This is a genomic window from Bradyrhizobium ganzhouense, assembly GCF_049949285.1.
Taxonomy (GTDB): domain Bacteria; phylum Pseudomonadota; class Alphaproteobacteria; order Rhizobiales; family Xanthobacteraceae; genus Bradyrhizobium; species Bradyrhizobium ganzhouense.
Genome location: NZ_CP181318.1, coordinates 1,632,555 through 1,647,810, shown reverse-complemented (window position 1 = coordinate 1,647,810; position 15,256 = coordinate 1,632,555). Strand labels below are relative to the sequence as shown.

Below are 15,256 nucleotides of genomic sequence, written 5' to 3'. Positions count from 1 at the left end.
CATCCCGGCAGGGTCCAGCGTCATCCTCTGGGTATCAGAGCGGCCACAATATGGTCTTCAGGGCGATCGCTCCTCGACAATCCATCGATGACGCCGGCGCGATCGGCTGCATTGCGGTTCTGACTCATCTTTCGCTTGGCGTCGCACCTTGTGATCGGCATGCGTAGGCCGACGATCGCCTTGAGTTGCGCTTGGATGAAATCAGCCGGAGCGTCCGCGACTGCCCAGCGGTCCTTTTGCGATTGCTCGTGCCGGTCCGTCAGTCGTCTCACGAGGTCGAGTAGCCGGTCCGCATCGTCGAAAAACTCAATCGCGCCGTAGGCATGTATCGCAACATAGTTCCACGTCGGCACAACCTTGTGCGTCTCCTGCTTCGTCACGTACCAGGACGGAGTGACATAGGCTTCAGGCCCCGCAAAGATGGCCATCGCCTCACAGGAAGGCTGCAGCTTCCACTGTGAATTAGACCTTGCCACGTGCGCGTAAAGCGTGCCATTCGCACCCTCCGTCTCGTCGAGAAGCATCGGAACCGGCGTTCCGATCAGCCCCTCTTCGGTTGCAGTGACAAGGGTCGCCGAGCGGGCCTCACGCATGGTCCGATGAATCTCGGCGATGTCCTCGACGCGAAAGGCTGGCGGCACATACATTGCTAGAACTCCCCCGCATCCGAACACGTCGATCGGATCTTGATGCCTGATGATCTAGGCCGCACACGGGCCGCTTTGAAGGGCCAGTTTGGAGCGATATTGGTGGGCCAGTCCGAGACAGGAAAGCGGTGCCATAAGCCAACTGGGGCGCGGCAAGTTTATGAAGCATTGAAGGCGCAGATCGAGGATGGCGTCTACAGACCGCGCGACCAGCTTCCTTCGACCCGCGCCCTTGCGGCCGAATTTGGAGCCTCTCGAACCACGATTACGGCCGCCTACGACCAGCTTCTCGCGGAAGGCTTCATCGAGACGCGGCAGGGTCGCCGGGCCTGCGTCGCGCCTGCGCTTCGATCAGGGAGCCTGTCACGGGCAGGCGGCAAGCAGGCGCAAAGAACCGCTCGTCTATCGGCGTTCGGGCGACGGCTCTTCGAATTGTCCGGCCCGCCGATCGCGACCGAGCCCCTGCGGATCGACTTTCGCTACGGCGATGTCGCAACTGCCGATTTCCCGAGCCTGGCCTGGCGGCGCGCTCTGACGAAAGTCCTGACGACGCCTGGTCCGCGCAGTCTGCGCGATCAGGACCCGCAGGGATCAATGGAGCTGCGAACAGCGCTGCAAGCTTATCTGTGGCCTGCGCGCAGCCTGCGCTGCGGCGTCGACCAGATCATCATTGTCAACGGATCACAGCAGGGTCTCGATCTGTGCTCGCGGGTATTGCTCGATCCCGGCGATCGCTTCGTGATCGAGACGCCATGCTATTGGGCCGCCCGGCATGTTTTTGAGAGTGCGGGGGCTGCGCCTCAATTCGTCCCGGTCGATGAAGAAGGATTGCAGACACAAGCCCTTAAAGATGTCGAAAAAGCTCGGCTTTGCTATGTGACGCCTTCGCATCACTATCCGTTGGGTCACGTTCTCTCAGCACAGCGTCGTGCTCAACTGCTGCAGTGGGCCGACAGGCAGGGAGCTTATGTCATCGACGACGACTACGACGGCGAGTACCGATACGATATTGGTCGCATTCAGCCCTTGCATGTCTTCGCTGATGGGGCTCACGTCATCTATCTCGGAACGCTCTCAAAGACGCTCTCGCCCTTGCTGCGTTTAGGATATGTCGTGGTTCCGCCGGAGCTCATCCACGCTTTCCGCACGGCCAAGCGCCTTACCGATCGGCACTCGCCGAGTGTTGAGCAAGCGGCGCTGGCCAACTTCCTATACTCGGGCGCCTACGAGCGGCACGTGAGAAAGCTGCGGCGAAAAAACGCGCAGCGCCGCTCTGCCTTGCTTGAAGCATTCGCTGAACATTTTGGTGACGCTATCGAAGTGCAGGGTTCCGAGGCCGGGCTCCATGTGGTGGCCTGGTTCAAGAAACTCGATGCGGCGCAGGAGGACGCAATCGCACGAAGCGCTCGGCACAGAGGCGTCGGCATTTATCCTGTTTCCGGACTATACGAGAATGGGCGAGGAAGCGCGAAACGGCGAGCTGGGTTTGTTTTCGGCTATGCCGCACTTGAAGCAAGAGAGATCCGGCACGGTGTTGCAAGCCTAGCCAGTGCACTGAGAGCACAATAGCACTTCCGCATCAGGCCCCATGCCGCTCCAAACGTTCCCTGTCACGCGAGGACAACTGGGGGCGCAGCGCGGGTTATGGTCGCGGATTGTTATACTGCGTTGTCATCTGCCGCCGCGCGCGTCCCGCCTTGGAACGTGTATTTTGGCACAGGTTATGCTAGTTTAGCGGCTACCGGGATTTTGCATCATCCTCCCGGGGCTGGAGCGACGCCGCTCGCACTCATTTCAAGCGAGCGGCGTTGTTGTTTCCCGAGGGCTCGGCCGCCCGAAGCAGCCCAGAGGAAAGCTTGGCCGCCTCTTTCTGGTCGTTGCATCAAAGCGTCGGAAAATGCTCAGCTAGGCAATGGCTCTGTCCCAATTTAACTTGCGAGTGTCCTAATTGAGAACGGCGTCTGGTCTGTGCGACTGGCGATTGTCGCGGAGCGATGGTGATTTCGAGGGCGGTTAATGCGAAGAGATCACCTTTTTCGCGCGGTCGCCGCCCGCACTCTACGTGATCCGAGGTTCCGAAGCGGAACTCAAAACCTCTTCGCATCAATGAGCTCCGTCGGCCTGCGTCTGGGCCGGGGCAGCAGCGGGCACCAAGTGTACGACCTGCTAGTCTTGGTCGTGCAGGTAGCGCAGAAACGCGGGCATCATAGCTACCGTCCACGCCTGCGGATCGTGCAGCAGAATGATTACCTCTTTGGTGATCTCGAGTTGCTCGATCACCTTCTTCAATTCCTGCTCCGGAGTCATATTTTCCCGGTCGGCCGCCCAAAGATCGGCGCCAAAGACGAAGATGCCACGTGACTGCAGAAGATCGAGCGTCGCAGGCGTCGAATCGAAATAGGGAAAAGCGAAAAACGGCGTTGAGGGCATTTTATACGAGGCGCCGTTGAGCGCAATAGGCAGGCTCCATGGCAAACACAAAACTGACGACGAATTCGAGAAAGAAGCCCAAGAGCGTTTCGAGTCTGCGCTACGTGGCGCGCTGAAAACGCCTCATGAGCCATTGAAGGCAAAGCCGAAGGTGAAGAAGGCCGCGAAGAAGAAACAGAAGCCCGGCAAGAGCCGGGATTCCTAATTGATGGTTGAACATGATTCATAACGCTCGGCGTTCCAATCAAAATCCGAGAGCAATACGGATGTTCGTGACTGCTACATATTCCGCTTGAGCCAATCGCCGCAATTTCCGGTAAACCCTACCCATGCTGAATCGTGGGGCTCATATTTAACAACAAGCAATTGATCGTCGGCTTTCATGTGTCGCCAAAGTTCGTCGCGTATCTGAACCGAGTTCTTCGTGGAGACTACAAGCCAAGTGGAATCCAAACAGTGCCACCAATCCGAACCGACCTTTTTGATAGCGTCGATAAGTTCGCTGTAAGTTTCACCCTGTTTAGGGTGGAGATCATATCCGACGACGTGGATGGCCATTCTGGCCCCTTTCTAAATGTGGGGCCGACTTGACGTTATGGGCGAGTCAGGAGTTATAGTCCTGCTTGTTACCGACCAAAGCGTGCCATCAGCCCCTAAGCTGAAATTTTGGCAGGATCGGGGGTGGCTCTTGGCGGAGCGCCCCCGACTCGGTTGCAATTTAACAGTGATTCGCGCGGGAGTCCGATTGCTGCGGGTGTAGCCTGAGACACTTGGTTGTTTGGGTTAGAACCCGTCCGAGGTATTGCGCTTGCGCCGCACCAACGGACCAAGTCAACAAACACGCTGCAAACATCGATCTGAACATTTTCCCTCAGCCGTATACATCCAACGAACTTGTTGTCCCGTTCCAACCATAGTCATTGGTATCTGACCGGCCGGGTTCACCGGCAGCTTCAGATTAAAAGACTCCCGAAGCCGCACGGGCTAGGCACGCAATCCACCAACGCACTCGCTTTAGATCAAGACCAAGGCAAGCAGGCTCGAGCAGAGCAGCGCAACGCCGGCCGCGGTCAGTGCCAGGAGGCTACCCGAGACGAAGTCGTGATTGGGCATACATCGCTTTCAGTTGCGGCGAAGACCATGAGCCCCATTGCTGCCTTCGCGGTTTGATCGACGAACGCATAAATGATTATTCGAATCGCGTGCACTATTTCTGCTGTTGTCAGAAAGACATGCTTTTTTCCAGCGCGCTCAGTTGACCGCGCGCCGTTTTGCAACGAACAGGGCGTTGAGGACCCGGAAGGACGAGCCTAATCCGGGCTGTCTCTGCGGCCCAACATGCTCGCCTGATTTGGAGGTCGCCGTGTTTTGCACGCCGACTCTCAAACGCTCCAGAGTGCGAGGTGTTTCATAAATCCGATACTGCTAGCGGAGTAAGCTCTTTGCCATGCGTGGACTCATCATTCTCCTTGTGACCTTTGCAATTGCGCTGGTGGTCCATGGCCGACACCAGGATGGTTTCGTGCCGGGACCGACCGCGCCCACGCCACCCGTCAACGTGCCCTAGCGAGCCCCAATGGCGCGGGCGCAGATTGCGCTGCCAGCGTGCTTGAGATCTGCGGCTGCTGTCTGTCCGGACCCGAGTGCCGTTGGGCCAACTCAGCAGCGTGCCGTATGACTGAGTGTAGATTGGTTAAGTGACGATGACAGAGCGGGAATTGTCGCGATTGGAGAAGCAAGCTGCGGATGCTCTCCGTCGTGCACGACGACTGCCCGTGGGTACGAGCCGAAACGATCTTCGTCAGCTCGCAAGGGCACTTCTTTGGCTGCATCGAAACGGCATGGAAGCTCTGGTGCAGGAGCGATCAAAAAACAATGGAATATGGACAAAGATGAGGTGAGTTGCCGGTCATCTCCTATGCAGGCGGCTAATCGAGGGACAGGACGTGCGACGGCTTTGGTCGCGCACCTGACGACGCTTTCGCCCGCACCCTTGCCTTAAGCAAACTGGAGCAATCTTCGAAAACGCATCGATGTTCCGGCTCCGGCCGCTCGCGACGTTGAGGTGCCAGCTTAAGCCGCCTGGACCCTCCCGAGGAAACTGCCGAGCTCGCGCCTCAGCCGCGCGCTTTCCCCAGACAACAGCTCGGCAGACATCAGCACCTGCATCGACGCCCCTCCTGTCTCCTTCGCGCCGTTGGTCACTTCAATGGCACTCGCCGCCACCTGGCTGGTTCTGGCTGCCGCTTCCTGCAAATTGGACGCGATGTTCTTGCTCATTGCCCCCTGCTCTGCGATGGAGTTGACCACGGTCACGGCGATCTCCGAGATGCGGCCGATAATGACGCCGATGTCGGCAATTGCGCTGACCGAGTCAGTCGTTGCCACCTGAATGCCGTGAATGTGTTCGCTGATCTCGACGGTCGCGTGCGCCGTTTGCGTTGCGAGAGACTTCACTTCATCAGCGACAACCGCGAAACCTCTGCCGAAATCGCCCGCGCGCGCCGCTTCGATTGTCGCGTTCAGCGCGAGCAAATTGGTCTGGCGCGCAATCGTGGCGATCAGCTGGACCACGCTGCCGATCCGCTCCGCCGCAGCCGCCAGACCGACCATGCGCTGGTCGCTGAGTTCGGCCCTGCGAACCGCTTCGCGCGCGATATCGGCGGCCTCTTCGACCTGCCGGCCGATGTTGACGATCGTTGCCGCCATTTCGTCCGTCGCTGTCGCGACAAGCTGAACATTGCCAGATGCTTGCTCCGATGAGCTGGCGACTTCGACCGAGAGTTGCCGGCTGTGATCAGCCGTGCAGGTAAGGCTGCGGGCGGAGGCTTCAAGGTTTGAGGAGGCAGAGGAGACAGTATCGATAACCTTGCCCACAGCGGTTTCGAATTCGCCGGCGAGCCGAGCGATATCGGCCTTCCGCTGCTCGGCGGCGGTACGATCTTGTTCAGCCTTTGCATCGATTTCGGCTTGCGCCCTCTCGCGCGCTTTCAGCTTGAACAGTTCGACCGCTTCGGCCATCTCGCCAAGTTCATCCTTACGGCCAAGGCCTGGCAGAACGACGTCGAACCGGCCGTCGCCGAGCTGGCGCATGGCCGCTGTCATCGAAGCGACTGTCTTCGCGACGCGCCGGCCGAACAGCAACGCGAGCAGGCCAACGAGCAGTGTTGCAAGCCCGATCAGCCAAACCAGCTTCCGCTGAATTTGTTCTGCTTGCATTTCGGCAGCCTGCGAGTGCATGTCAGCGGCGGCCATGATTTTTGCAAGCGCTGGGCTGATGCGGTCGTAGATTTGCCCGAGATCGTCCGCCTGATCGCTCAGCGCCTGCTGCGTCACCATGAGGGACAGAAAGCTCGACTTATATGCGCGGATCAGTTCGAGGAGCTGGGATTTTATGTCCGCGGGTAGGCTCGCCTGAGCAAGCGCGATCTCGAATTCCTCCTCCCGGTCAGCCAGTCGATCGCCATCTTTGTCTTCGCCACGGAGAATGAAGTCTTTCTCGTGCCGGCGCATCGTCAGCATCAAGATCGTGAGGCGTGGCTGGTTCAGGTCGGCTAGACGTTCCTCGACGGAGTGCACGGCCTTGCGCAGCTTGCCCTGGAACCCATCATCTTCGTTGAAGCCGAGGTTGCGCTGCGCCGAGACCACGTTTTGAAAGCGCGTCGCGTAGAGATTGATCACAGATCGCAACGCGGTCGCTTCCTTCCGTGGGTCGTCGTCGGGCAGAGCCGACACAAAACCTTCGACCCGGCTCAGGTCTGCGAGCTGCTCCTCATGACTCTTCGCATATTTCGCGATCGCCATTTCGCTGGGCTTGCGCAGGAAGTCGCTCGTGATTTGTCGTGACTCCAGGAAGCTTTGTGACAACGATGCGACATGAGCTTTGAACTTGTTGCTGGCATTCGCCTCGCTCTGGACCAGGCTCGCGTAGTTCAGGGCGGCAGCGCAGAGTGCACCTGTGACAAGAACTCCCGAAATCCCGAGCAGTGCCATTTGGCCGCGCAACCCAATGCGGAAGCCCCGGTAACTCCTCAACTGCCCGACAAGTCTGCTCGCTACGCCGGTCATTTTACCCCGTGATGAGTTTTATGCGCCCGGTAGGGTGCTGGTTGTCGCTGATCCGACAAGCGATCATTCAGTATCGAGCAGAACTGGAGCTGGCCTGCTCTGCTCGTCGATGAGTGGCTTGCTAATTTAGATTGATTTCGGAATTCTGAATTCGCGTTTATAGGCACACACTTTTCTTCCAGCAGCACGGGCACGACGCAGCCTGTCGCGTTACAACTCTCTGCATGATCGGTTTGTGTCGGAGAACATGAAGACGTTGGGGTTTGGCCCAGTGGACAGCTCACCAGGATGTTCAGAGAACGACAACTTGCTATCGTTCACGCCTGCCGCCACATGGTCGGCGCTTCGGGAAACGCTTCGCGGCCGATTCGTTTGAGGTCGTCGAGGGTCGTCTCACCTCGACGGGCGATTTTGGCCGCGCCCTGTTCATGCCGAACTCGCTGCTCCGCCGCGATAGACCAGCGCTCGGATCGCACGACTTCACCCCCGAGCCGCATCAAGTTGTACTGCAGCCAAATCATTTGCTGCTTCTCGCGCTTGCTGCGCTGAAACAATGTCTCGGCATACGCGCCCATGCGGAACCGGTAAAAATGGCTTGCCATGTCCTGCTCCTATGCCGCGTCACCGGAATTGAGAGGGATTTGACCACGTCATTCTCGCCGGCCCGCCAAACGTCGGCTCGTAAAACGGGGCTGCGCTTAACCCTGCATGGTAAGGACATCTGGATGCTGATTAATGCAATTTATCTCGGCTCGGCGCTTAAATTCCGCGTTCGCGCGAATTTACCGACGGATTTCACCGCACCTAAATCCGCTTAGCTGGTGCTAGGAAGTCGGTCACGCCAGTATCACATTGTCGATCAGCCGCGTCGAGCCTACATAGGCTGCGGCACACAGTGCCGCCGGGTGGTTTAACGGACTTTGGGCGGCCTTGAGCGTGTCATGGTCGACAAGCTCAAGGTATTGCAGTCGATCGACCTCGTTCAAATGCCCTTTGGCGATTGCAAGCAGCTTTTCGACGTCGCGTTCTCCTGAGCGAAACTTGTCCGCTGCGGCGAACAGTCCACGGCTGATGGCACGGGCCCGCCGACGTTCTTCCTCGCTCAGATAGCGGTTGCGACTGCTCATCGCGAGCCCATCCGCTTCCCGGACCGTCGGCACGGTAACGATCTCGATCGGAAGATCGAGATCAAGTGCCATGTGACGGACGACCGCACATTGCTGAAAATCCTTCTGCCCGAAAAACGCGACATCCGGCTGCACCATGTTGAACAGTTTGCAGACGACCGTCGCGACACCGCGAAAGTGCCCAGGCCTGAACGCTCCGCAGAGTGGTTTTGCCAGGTCGCCCGGCTCGACGAAGGTCTCAAATTGAGCCGGATAGACTTCGCTGGCATCCGGCGCAAAGACGATGGCAACATCGGCATCGCGGCACAGCTTCTCATCGCGCGTGAAGTCACGCGGATAGGTGCTGAGATCCTCGTTCGGTCCGAATTGAGTGGGATTCACGAAGATGCTGAGAACGGTGACGTCAGATTGCGCCCGACTTGCCTCGACCAGCGCCAGATGGCCGTCGTGCAGATAGCCCATGGTCGGCACGAATCCGACGCGTTTACCGGCCCTGCGGGCGTTTGAAAGAGCGCGACGAAGTTCGACGACTGTCGTGATTGTCTGCATTGCTTTGCTGTTCACCAGATTAGGTGGGAGCCCAGTTTGCGATCGTTTCGCCAAGACCTTGGGGAAGCCCGTAGGACTCCTGCGGTCCCGGGAACGCGCCGCCGCGGACATCCGCGGCCCAGCGCGACAGCGCCTCCTGCAACAGCTGAAAACCCTCTGCATAGGCGCGAACGAATTTAGGCCGATGACCTTCAGTCAATCCGAGCACATCATGGAATACGAGCACCTGGCCCGAGCAACTGGGACCCGCGCCAATTCCGATGGTCGGTATCGTCAGGAATTCTGTCGCGCGCGCGGCGAGCTCCGCCGGGACGCCCTCCAGAACCAGAGCGAAGCATCCAGCCTCTTGCAGACGGTGGGCGTCGTCGAGCAGGCGCAAAGCGTCGTCGGCCTTCCGGCCCTGCACCTTGAAACCACCCATGACATTGACGCTCTGCGGAGTGAGGCCCAGATGCCCCATCACAGGAATTTCGCAATCGACCAGGGCACGGACCATTTCGATGCGCTTCGCTCCGCCTTCGAGCTTAACCGCTGCCGCGCCTCGCTGCAGAAAGCCCCCGGCGTTGCGTATCGTCTCCTCAATGCTGAGGTGAAAACTGAGAAAGGGCATATCGGCAACGAGCAAGGCACGAGCTCTCGTGCGCGCAACAGCATCCAGGTGATGGTTCATCATGGCCATACTGACCGGCAGCGTGTTGTCAAATCCGAGGCAGACGTTGCCAACACTGTCCCCGATGAGGATGACATCGACGATGGGATCGGCGATGCGCGCCGTAACCGCGTCGTAAGCGGTGGTCATGACGATACGGCGCCCCTCCTCCTTGCATCGCTGCAGAACTGGAATCGTGACACGTTCAACAGGCTGCTCTGAAATGTGGCTCATCTAAGATCCCGATCGCTCCACTGCCCGCATCCCGGACTCGAGGCTTCCTACGGAAGGTGAGAGAAGACTGTCAATGGTGGAGGCGAAACGGAAAGGCACATTTCCAAAGGCAGCGGCGGACAGATAGAAACGTCTAATGATTGCGCAATCATCAGAAGCGGAGGCTTTTCAACCACCACATCTATGCGGAGCGACTTTGCATCGCGCCGGCTCCCCACCGCGACAGCGCGCTACCGAACTTCTCACATCTGGCGAGTTGCTGCCGGGCCCAGCATTGGCATATCTGCGACAGCGGCTCGGATGCTTTGCCAAAGCTACCGGCAGGTTCGGGTTCGGCCAGCATATTCATCTTACGGCAGCAGCTGGGTTCCATTAGCTCGCGCTCGAGCCGCACTTTCAAGCCAGCGCATCGGCAGCATCCCTGATCCCGGCGTAGATCTGATCAAGATCTACCGCCGTGACGCAATAAGGTGGCATCACGTAGATCGTGTTGCCGAGTGGTCGCAGCAGGAGATTTCGGCGCTCGAAGAAGGCCTGAAGCTTCGGACCGATGTTTGCCAGATACCCCGGATCGCTCGTTTTCAGATCGAGCGCTGTGATGGTGCCGGTCCGACGGACGTTTGCAAAGCGCGGGTCGGCGCGGAATGGCTCGATTGCATGCTCTTGCATTGTGGCGACAGACGCGACGCGCCGGCGAGATTCCTGATCTTGCCACAGATCCAGATTCGCTTTTGCGGCGGCACAGGCCACAGGATTCGCTGTATATGAACTCGAATGAAAGAACGTACGCCTACGATCTTTGGAGTAATGCGCATCGAATATATCCGCGCGGCAGAGCGTCACTGCCAGTGGGAGCGCCCCTCCGGTGAGGCCTTTCGAATAGCAGGCGATATCTGGGGTGATATTGGCCTGCTCGCAGGCGAATAGCGTTCCGGTCCGGCCCCAGCCCGTCATGACCTCGTCGGCAATGAACAGGACGCCAGAGGCCTGGCAGATCCGCTTCATTTCCCTTAGCACCCAAGCGGGGTACATCAGCATCCCGCCCGCCCCTAAAATCAAAGGCTCCACAATAAAGGCTGCGGGAATTTCATTTCGGCATGCGGACTCGAGTGCATCGAGGGTTGCCTGCTCACGGCCTTCCGCAGGGAACGGAATTGCGGTAACGTCGAACAGCAAGGGCCCGTATGCCTCATTAAACACGCCCCGGGCCCCCACCGACATCGCCCCAATTGTATCGCCGTGATAGGAATGTTGCATCACGACAATGCGTGTCCGCGACTCGCCGATATTGTTCCAATAGCCGATCGCCATTTTCAAGGCGACTTCCACGCTGGTAGAGCCGCTGTCGGAGAAGAAGACATGATCGAGCCCACGGGGTGCGAGCTTCAAGAGTAGCGCCGCGACCTCCTCAGCCGGATCGTGGGTATAGCCGGCAAAGATGATCTGGCTGAGCTTGCCCGCCTGTTCCTGAATCGCACTGACAATGTGCGGTTGGCAATGACCGTGGGTGACGACCCACCAGGACGAGATTGCATCGATGATACGGCGGCCATCCGCGGTGTAGAGATAAGCGCCATCGCCACGCAGAATCTTTGTCATCTCGCCCTGAAGCGCATGTTGCGTGAACGGATGCCAGATCGCCGACCTCTTCTTTAGCTTCATGGCTTGAAATCATCGGCATGGAATGAGGCCTTGGACGCGGGCCTTAGTGTGCTTGCAATGAGAGGAGACAGCCCGGGCACTCGCCCTCGCCAACGCACACCCGATCGCTCTCGCAAATCGTGCTCATTCATCGCTTCCACCATGAAGGCATTGATCTGGTTGACGCAGAAGCGGCGCATTGTTGCTCCTTTATTTGCTTCCTACATATGCCTTGCGCAGCTAGCGATGATAGTCGACATTCATCGTGCTGCCCCGAACCCATGCTCTCTTGCATCGTCGGAAAACCGGCCTTGCCGCTGAAGTGAAGATCAAAAAGAACTCATCCAGCGTTGGTGGAATATTCTCAAGGAGAGCGCCATCCTCGCCCGTGTTCAGAAGAGGCAGTTGCCTGCGAAGCAGCCGTCAACCGACATGTACCTTGCTTCGAGCGGCGGATTGAAGGGGACGCGACGAGCTTCACCATTTGCAGGGTCTATGACCATGAGCCGAGACTCAGACCAGCTTCTTTGAAACCAAGCTGTCATCCAGTACTGCGTGAACCGATGCCAGATCGACGACTTCTTGGGTTGAGGTCATGTTGATTGGCATCATGGCCTGAAATCGTCGGCTCGGAACGAGCTCTTGAACGCGTCCTGCAACGTGTCTGGTGTGAGCGGCGAAAGCCAGGGCAGTCGCCCCAAGCAACGCACCCGACCCATCTCGCGAATTGCACTCTGCGTTTCTGCATTTCTTTCGCCAATGAATGCTATCCCAAGAATATGGATCTGGCGTTTTCGCAGAGCCTCGATCGAGAGCAGCGAGTGATTGATCGTCCCTAGTCGCGTGCTGGCGCAAAGCAGCACGGGGAGCCGCCAACGCTCGAAGATGTCAATATAAAGCGTGCTGCCGTTCAGTGGCACCATGAGCCCGCCGGCACCCTCGATCACGAGCGGTCGCTCGCCGGTCTGCGGCACATGGAGCGAATCCGCGTCGATGCGAACTTCGTCGATTTCGGCGGAATAGTGCGGAGAAACCGGCGTCCGAAGGCGGTAAACCTCCGGCACGATGCGATCGGCTGAGATACGGCCCAGCCGGGTTACGACCTCAGTATCGGTCTCTCCCTCGAGGCCGGCCTGAATCGGCTTCCAGTAATTCGCGCCGAGGAGATTGGCGAGGCCCGCGGAAAACACCGTTTTTCCGATCCCGGTATCTGTGCCTGTCACGACGATCTGCTGGCTCATCGGGCTTCACCTCTCGTCTCCTCGAACAGCGCATCGAGCATCGCACGCACGTCATCCTCCCCGACGTTGAGTGTCAGTGAAATTCGCAAACGGGCCGTGCCCGCGGGAACGGTTGGCGGCCGGATTCCGCGGATATCGAAACCGCGAGCCTGCAGTCTCGATGCGAGCCGCATCGCCCGCGCGTTGTCGCCAACGATATAGGGCACGATTTGCGAGGCCGAAGGAATTTGCCCGCCGCGCACGCCGATCTCCCGATGCGTGAACGCGACAAGCTTGGCCAGACGCTGCTGCCGCTCGGGTTCCTGCTGCAGGATGAACAGGGCCTCCCGCACGGCAACGGCCATCAATGGTGAGGGCGCTGTGGCGAAGATAAACGGGCGGCAGCGATTGACCATGAAGTCGCGCATGGCCGTTGAGGCCGCGACGAGCGCGCCTGCAGCGCCCAACGCCTTGCCGCAGGTATGAACGACCAACAGATTTCCTCGCCCCTCATAGGAGGCGGCGAGTCCTCGTCCCAGCTCCCCGTAGACGCCTGTGGCATGGGCTTCATCGACCATCAGGAACCCGTCGTGCCGGTCCGCGATAGCGACGAGGTCTTCAAGCGGCGCGAAGTCGCCATCCATGCTGTAGAGACTTTCAACCACGATCCAGACCCGGCCCATTCCGCCCTGGGCGCGCCAGTCGCGGATTGTGTTTTCGACCGACTGAGGCTCGTTATGGGCGCTGATGCGAAAGTCGGCCCGGCCAGCCCGCGCGCCTTCGTGGATGCTCGCGTGCACGAGAGCATCCAGAACGAGGAGATCACCGCGCTGCGGCAACGTTGTCAAAACAGCAAAGTTTGCGACATACCCGCCGCTGAAGAAGAGCGCCGTCTCGGCTCCAAAGAACTGTGCCGCTTCTGCTTCGAGACGTTCGTGCTCCTCGCAATTGCCGCGCAGAAGCCGCGACCCACCCGCGCCGATCGGTGTGTCAGCCTCGAGCGCCGCCAACACTGCCTTTTTCATGCGCGGAGCGCTCGCAAGCGCAAGATAGTCGTTCGATACGAAATCGGCACCTGCGCGCGGCTTGAGGCTGCGCAGCTGACCGTCTTCTTTCAGCGCATGCAAGGCCGCGGCATAGTCGACAACTTTAGGCATATGGATTGAGTTCATTCTTCGCTGTTAGGATCGTCGCACGGAACTTCCATTGGCCGCCAAGGACAATGGCGCCAAGACCGATCTTTTGGTTTTCAACCTGACCGGATGCGGTTTTCTCGGTCGACCAGCACGACGCGCGGCCTGAACGATTTCGCTTCCGCCTCCTCAAGGGTCGCATACGCAACAATGATGACCTTATCTCCGGGCATCGCAAGCCGCGCGGCGGCACCATTGAGCCCTATTATGCCGGACCCCCGGGGCGCCTCAATCACATAGGTGGCAAAGCGCGCTCCGGTGTCGATGTTGTAGATTTCGACGCGTTCGTTGATCAAGAACCCCGCAGCGTCCAGCAACGCGCGGTCAATCGAAATCGAGCCCTCATAGTGCAGATCGGCTTCAGTCACGGAGGCGCTGTGGATTTTGCCCTTCATCACCGTAATCTGCATTGGTCACCTTCGATGGAATTGGCGCGCAGCATGCGCGCTGCTGTGTTCAGTAAGTCGGGACGTGATGCCGAGCCGGGCCAGCAAATTCGTGTCGCGGTCGGCTTTCGGGTTTTTGGTGGTCAACAGCACGTCGCCGATGAAGATCGAATTTGCGCCCGCCAGGAAGCACAGCGCCTGCAGTTCGTCGCTCATGTATTGACGTCCAGCGGACAACCGCACCACGCTCTTGGGCATCATGATGCGGGTGGTCGCGACCAGACGCGCCAGCGCGATGGGATCGGGGCGCTCTGCGGTGTCATTCACCGGCACGCCCTTGACCTCGTTCCACAAGTTGATCGGAACGCTTTCCGGATGACTGGGTAGGTTGGCAAGCAGGACGAGCATGGCGAGGCGATCCTCGACGAGCTCGCCCATGCCGATAATGCCGCCGCAGCAGACCTTGATGCCCGCCTCGCGCACATATGCAAGTGTGGCGATCCGATCCTGTAAGGTGCGCGTGGTGATGATCTTGCCGTAGAACTGCGCCGAGGTATCGACGTTGTGGTTGTAGAAGTCGAGACCGGCCTCTGAGAGGCGCGCAGCCTGCTTCGGCGTCAGCATACCGAGCGTGACACAGGTCTCCATGGCGAGATCCTTGACCGCACTGACCATGTCGCAGACCTGATCAAGATCGCGGTCTTTTGGACTGCGCCAGGCCGCGGCCATGCAGAAGCGGGTCGCTCCGGCGTTCTTGGCACGCTGCGCGGTCGCGACCACATCGGCGCGATTCATCAGGCGGCTGGCTTTCAGCCCGGTATCGTAATGCGCGCTCTGCGAGCAGTAGCCGCAGTCCTCCGGACAGCCGCCGGTCTTGATGCTGAGCAGGCTTGCGGTTTCGACGTGGTTTGGATTGAAGTTGGCCCGATGAACGCTCTGCGCCTGAAACATCAACTCGGCAAACGGCAGGCTATAGAGTACTTCAACCTCGGCGCGCGTCCAGTCTCCGCGGAGCTGCGGGCTGTTGGCTCCGTCGCTTCGCTTCACATCCACAGCAGCAACCATCAGAGCCACGCCCCCATTCACGATCAGTCATAGATAAAGCGAGCGAT

General features: G+C 59.1%; 14 protein-coding genes and 1 pseudogene. 3 read left to right on the top strand and 12 right to left on the bottom strand.

Annotation, left to right across the window (positions count from 1 at the left end; translation table 11 throughout):
* Positions 1-20: 20 nt before the first annotated feature.
* Positions 21-647, bottom strand: a complete 627-nt coding sequence (locus ACLFLU_RS07770) for an FMN-binding negative transcriptional regulator (RefSeq protein WP_426411687.1) — start codon at positions 645-647, stop codon at positions 21-23.
* A 102-nt stretch (positions 648-749) separates the two neighbouring features.
* On the opposite strand from ACLFLU_RS07770, the gene ACLFLU_RS07765 reads away from it, so the two are divergent.
* Positions 750-2,216, top strand: coding sequence for a PLP-dependent aminotransferase family protein (locus ACLFLU_RS07765; RefSeq protein ID WP_426411686.1), 1,467 nt, complete (start codon positions 750-752; stop codon positions 2,214-2,216).
* Between the two features lie 534 nt (positions 2,217-2,750).
* Here the strand turns inward: ACLFLU_RS07765 and ACLFLU_RS07760 are convergent.
* Positions 2,751-3,104: pseudogene (locus tag ACLFLU_RS07760) on the bottom strand (polysaccharide deacetylase family protein); the annotation flags it as partial.
* On the opposite strand from ACLFLU_RS07760, the gene ACLFLU_RS07755 reads away from it, so the two are divergent.
* Entirely contained in the window at positions 3,094-3,282 is a 189-nt protein-coding gene (locus tag ACLFLU_RS07755) for a hypothetical protein (RefSeq protein WP_426414237.1), read from the top strand. The pseudogene ACLFLU_RS07760 and the gene ACLFLU_RS07755 overlap by 11 nt on opposite strands.
* A gap of 74 nt (positions 3,283-3,356) precedes the next feature.
* Here the strand turns inward: ACLFLU_RS07755 and ACLFLU_RS07750 are convergent, their stop codons facing one another.
* The 3 genes from ACLFLU_RS07750 to ACLFLU_RS07740 all read right to left on the bottom strand — a co-directional run bounded on the left by ACLFLU_RS07750 (position 3,357) and on the right by ACLFLU_RS07740 (position 7,747).
* The gene (locus ACLFLU_RS07750; RefSeq protein ID WP_426411685.1) at positions 3,357-3,635 is read right to left on the bottom strand and encodes a hypothetical protein; all 279 of its coding nucleotides are present in this window, start codon (positions 3,633-3,635) and stop codon (positions 3,357-3,359) included.
* Between the two features lie 1,515 nt (positions 3,636-5,150).
* Positions 5,151-7,145, bottom strand: coding sequence for a methyl-accepting chemotaxis protein (locus ACLFLU_RS07745; RefSeq protein WP_426411684.1), 1,995 nt, complete (start codon positions 7,143-7,145; stop codon positions 5,151-5,153).
* 317 nt (positions 7,146-7,462) lie between these two features.
* Positions 7,463-7,747 (bottom strand): hypothetical protein, encoded by a 285-nt coding sequence (locus ACLFLU_RS07740; protein ID WP_426411683.1) that lies wholly within the window; start codon positions 7,745-7,747, stop codon positions 7,463-7,465.
* Between the two features lie 39 nt (positions 7,748-7,786).
* On the opposite strand from ACLFLU_RS07740, the gene ACLFLU_RS07735 reads away from it, so the two are divergent.
* Positions 7,787-7,963 (top strand): hypothetical protein, encoded by a 177-nt coding sequence (locus ACLFLU_RS07735; RefSeq protein WP_426411682.1) that lies wholly within the window; start codon positions 7,787-7,789, stop codon positions 7,961-7,963.
* An 18-nt stretch (positions 7,964-7,981) separates the two neighbouring features.
* On the opposite strand, the gene panC is transcribed toward ACLFLU_RS07735, so the two are convergent.
* The 7 genes from panC to bioB form a co-directional block, all read right to left on the bottom strand.
* Complete coding sequence (panC, locus tag ACLFLU_RS07730) at positions 7,982-8,821, bottom strand: pantoate--beta-alanine ligase (protein ID WP_426411681.1); 840 nt, start codon at positions 8,819-8,821, stop codon at positions 7,982-7,984.
* Between the two features lie 19 nt (positions 8,822-8,840).
* Entirely contained in the window at positions 8,841-9,704 is an 864-nt protein-coding gene (gene panB / locus ACLFLU_RS07725; RefSeq protein WP_426411680.1) for a 3-methyl-2-oxobutanoate hydroxymethyltransferase, read from the bottom strand.
* 396 nt (positions 9,705-10,100) lie between these two features.
* A complete protein-coding gene (locus ACLFLU_RS07720; RefSeq protein ID WP_426411679.1) occupies positions 10,101-11,366 on the bottom strand; it encodes an adenosylmethionine--8-amino-7-oxononanoate transaminase in 1,266 nt (421 codons plus the stop codon).
* Positions 11,367-11,953: 587 nt separating this feature from the next.
* Positions 11,954-12,586, bottom strand: coding sequence for a dethiobiotin synthase (bioD, locus tag ACLFLU_RS07715; RefSeq protein WP_426411678.1), 633 nt, complete (start codon positions 12,584-12,586; stop codon positions 11,954-11,956).
* A complete protein-coding gene (locus ACLFLU_RS07710; protein ID WP_426411677.1) occupies positions 12,583-13,737 on the bottom strand; it encodes an 8-amino-7-oxononanoate synthase in 1,155 nt (384 codons plus the stop codon). The genes bioD and ACLFLU_RS07710 overlap by 4 nt, the downstream gene beginning before the upstream one ends.
* Before the next feature lie 77 nt (positions 13,738-13,814).
* Positions 13,815-14,168 carry an aspartate 1-decarboxylase gene (gene panD, locus ACLFLU_RS07705; protein ID WP_426411676.1) on the bottom strand — a complete coding sequence of 118 codons (354 nt, stop codon included), beginning with the start codon at positions 14,166-14,168 and terminating at the stop codon, positions 13,815-13,817.
* 3 nt (positions 14,169-14,171) lie between these two features.
* Positions 14,172-15,209, bottom strand: coding sequence for a biotin synthase BioB (gene bioB, locus ACLFLU_RS07700; protein WP_426411675.1), 1,038 nt, complete (start codon positions 15,207-15,209; stop codon positions 14,172-14,174).
* Between the last annotated feature and the right edge of the window lie 47 nt (positions 15,210-15,256).